General features: G+C 39.0%; 2 protein-coding genes and 1 pseudogene. 2 read left to right on the top strand and 1 reads right to left on the bottom strand.

The window, feature by feature from the left end; genetic code table 11:
* Nucleotides 1-26: 26 nt before the first annotated feature.
* The gene (gene pabB / locus B4033_RS06345; protein WP_286832738.1) at nt 27-1358 is read right to left on the bottom strand and encodes an aminodeoxychorismate synthase component I; all 1332 of its coding nucleotides are present in this window, start codon (nt 1356-1358) and stop codon (nt 27-29) included.
* Between the two features lie 258 nt (nt 1359-1616).
* On the opposite strand from pabB, the gene B4033_RS06340 reads away from it, so the two are divergent.
* Both B4033_RS06340 and B4033_RS06335 read left to right on the top strand, forming a co-directional pair.
* On the top strand, nt 1617-2669 hold the full coding sequence (locus tag B4033_RS06340) for a DUF6160 family protein (RefSeq protein WP_286832736.1): 1053 nt from the start codon (nt 1617-1619) through the stop codon (nt 2667-2669).
* Nucleotides 2670-2857: 188 nt separating this feature from the next.
* A pseudogene (locus B4033_RS06335) lies at nt 2858-3282 on the top strand (C39 family peptidase); the annotation flags it as partial.

The raw sequence follows: 3282 nt of genomic DNA, 5'->3' as shown, positions 1-3282 counted from the left end.
AGCGACTCAATTGAGTCGCTTTTTATTTATTCAGGTGTGTACCAGGTATTGAGTAGATTCAACATCGCTTCGACTTTATCAAAACATTCCTGATATTCGGCATCGCAGTCTGATGAAATGGTAATCCCGCCACCAGCCCATAGTGACACCTCATTTTGGTATTTCTGTATTGAGCGGATCAGAATATTCCAGGAACCAGTTCCATCAAAATTAAAATACCCCATTGAGCCACAATACGCGCCACGCGGTGTGCCTTCCAGTTCTTCAATAATCTGCATGGCACGGATTTTAGGTGCACCAGTAATAGATCCGCCAGGAAGGGCAGACATTAAAACATCAAATGGATTTACATCTTTTTTCAGGGTAGCTTGTACTTCACTGACCATATGATGAACTTGATTAAAGCTTTCAATATTGAACAGCTTTGGTGTTTTAACTGAGCCAGTTTCCGCATAAACACTCAAATCATTACGTAATAAATCTACGATCATCACATTTTCAGCTTGATCTTTTTCAGAATTTTTTAAAGTCTGTTTGGATTGCTCATCCAATATTGGATCTGTATAACGCGGCATCGTGCCTTTGATCGGTTTGGTAATAATCCGTCGCTCAGATTGAAAATCAATAAACAGTTCGGGTGAACAACTTAACAGCTCAAACTCTCCTACGCGTAAATAACCAGCATAAGGTGCATTGGTTAGTTGCCAAAATTGTTCTGCTGTAGCTAACACCGAGCCTTTAGCTTGTGCTGAAAATTCTTGAGTCAGATTGATCTGATAACAGTCACCAGCTTTGATATATTCCTGAACCTGACTGAAAGCCTCCTGATAAGCTGATTTATTCCAACGCGCTGTACATGGAGAAACTAAATTAAATTCAGACTTATCCTGGAATTGATCAAGTAAAGCCTGAATCTGCTGAAAAATATGTTCCGCTTGAGGATCACTACTCTTAAAAATCCATCCTTCACGACCAAGTTCTAAATAAGTAGAGAATTGCCCAATAAAAAGTGCTGGCTGCTGGCGCTGTCTATAATGAACTTGCTGCTGAGCTGCGTAGTCATAAGAAATGAATCCGACAAAGCCGCCATTAAATATTGTAGAGCCTAAAGTCGATTTAGAGGTAAAATTAACAGTTAAATCTGGCGCAACGACTTCATATTCATTAAAAGAGACAGCCTGATAAGTTTGTATAATATCATCCTGTATAAATGTATAGCGTTCAGCACAGCAGGCAATAAATGGCGTACCGTTGTCATATAAATATACGGCATGATCCAAGGAGCTCAATGCTTCCAAGATGGCATGTGGAGAAGTATTTGAAGCAGACAGGAGATGTTGATAAGTTGGGCTATGCATTCAGTTTAAAGCATTCAAGAGACTGAGATGATTCTATCTCAATTATCAAGAAAAATGAGGTAGAACTTGTATATACCGTTTATCGGTGAATAACGAAATGCGACCAACAACAGTTGAACAAAAAATGACACACGGCTAATTTAGGGGGGCGAGCAAATCACTCAAGGATTAATTGTTCGTGCTGTCGTAAAATAAAAATACATCATGGACAAAGAGTGATTCACAACCAAAAAAAATAATACTCTTGGGAGAGTACGAATGAAAAAATTCACTAAATTAGCTTTAATTTCTTCAATGGCAATCAGCGCAAATGCGATGGCAATGCAAGCCATGGACGATTCTGCACTTAGCGCAACTACAGGTCAAGATGGTTTGAATATCGGGATCGGTATCTCTAAAATCGAAATTAATAAATTATTTATCCATGATAATGATGGTTTGGCAGGTGGTTATAAAGAGCTTCAAGCTGATGGTGTTACACTTGTAGATAAAACTGCTGCTGCTGGTGCAATTTATATTAAAGGAAACGGTATTTCTAAACTGAATGGTACTACCGAAACTAACGTTGTAAAAGACAAAGGTATTGTAATTGGTGCAAACTATGATGAAAATGGTAAATACCTTCTTCAATCACGTAATTTGGCTGACTTGGTAATTGATTCAGATGCAGGTGACGGTAATCCATTTATCAACATTGCAGCAAAAGTTTCAGGCTTAGATATCCATATTGGTGAGATTGGTGTAGTTGCGTCAGCTGCTAAGCCAGGAGCTAATGCGACAAATATCCAACGTGGCGGTACAGGAAAAGAAAATGCAATCTTATCAGGTCTTTCTATAAAAACTGGTCAAATGACTGCAAATATTCAATTAGGTGCTGCTCCGCAAGGTGCAATGATCAAGTTGAATACTACTATGATGGGTGGTTTAGAAATTAAAGAATTAGGTATTCTTGATAACTCAACGCTTGGTAAGGTCGTTGTACCTGCCGCTCTTTCACCGACTCAAGCCGATATCGTTACAACTAAGGCTGGTGAAATCTTTATTGAAAGTATTAAGGTGACAGATACTAACAGCAAAGATTTAACTTTGAATCAAAACATTAGTGTATTTGGTGAATCAGCTGCAAACAAAGGTTTTATTCGTATTGTCAGCACAAGCGGTGCGCATGATACCTATGTGTCAGGTATCCATTTAGGTAGCCGTGGTGCAGCCTCTATTGGTGATGTAGAAGTTCAAGGTATGCAGACTTACTTCAGCCCAGCACAGGGTACTTATTTACCAGGAGCAATCATTACAATTGCTGGTCACTAAGTTTAGTAAAAAAAAGCGCGTGTTTACACGCGCTTTTTTTATGACTGTATCATTTATCTAAAAAAATAAAAAAAGACTGTATTTTTTTGAAAAAGAAGGTATCTTTCTAGTTACAAGGAAGTAGGGTGAAAACTCTATAAAAAGAATAATCAGGCGCATCATGCCGATGATAAGAAAAGTAAAAAAATATGTTAGAGATCGCGTTGGGCTCGGCATTAATCTACTACGCTGCCAAAGAAGCCTTTGATATAAAGGAACAACCCGCTGAAACAGTTCGCTATACTGAAACCCTAGATTCCCGTCAGGATTCTTTTGTACGTATGCATCGTGAGCCCGTGCGGATTAAACCTGCCTTACAGGATCAATTTAGGGGAATTGTTAGACAAGCTTTTGACTACAGTTGTGGCTCGGCAGCACTTACGACCTTATTGAATGGTTATGTAGGTACGCAACTGGATGAGCAGCAAGTAATGAATGGCTTAATGCAATTTGGTGAAACAGATAAGATTGTTGAACGCCGTAGCTTTTCTCTTCTGGATATGAAACGTTTTGTAGCCGCTTTGGGCTTGGAAAGTGGAGGCTATAGAGGAGAATTTGAAGACTTGGTCAAACT

The sequence above is a fragment of the Acinetobacter sp. UBA3132 genome (genome assembly GCF_002364825.1).
In the GTDB taxonomy this organism is placed as follows: Bacteria; Pseudomonadota; Gammaproteobacteria; order Pseudomonadales; family Moraxellaceae; genus Acinetobacter; species Acinetobacter schindleri.
Note: the sequence above shows the minus strand (reverse complement) of the source record. Positions and strands in the feature narration are given on the sequence as shown.

Bases quoted from the DNA above. Each gene is read 5' to 3' on its own strand.
- pabB (WP_286832738.1), bottom strand. From the start codon at position 1,358: ATGCATAGCCCAACTTATCAACATCTCCTGTCTGCTTCAAATACTTCT.
- B4033_RS06340 (WP_286832736.1), top strand. From the start codon at position 1,617: ATGAAAAAATTCACTAAATTAGCTTTAATTTCTTCAATGGCAATCAGC.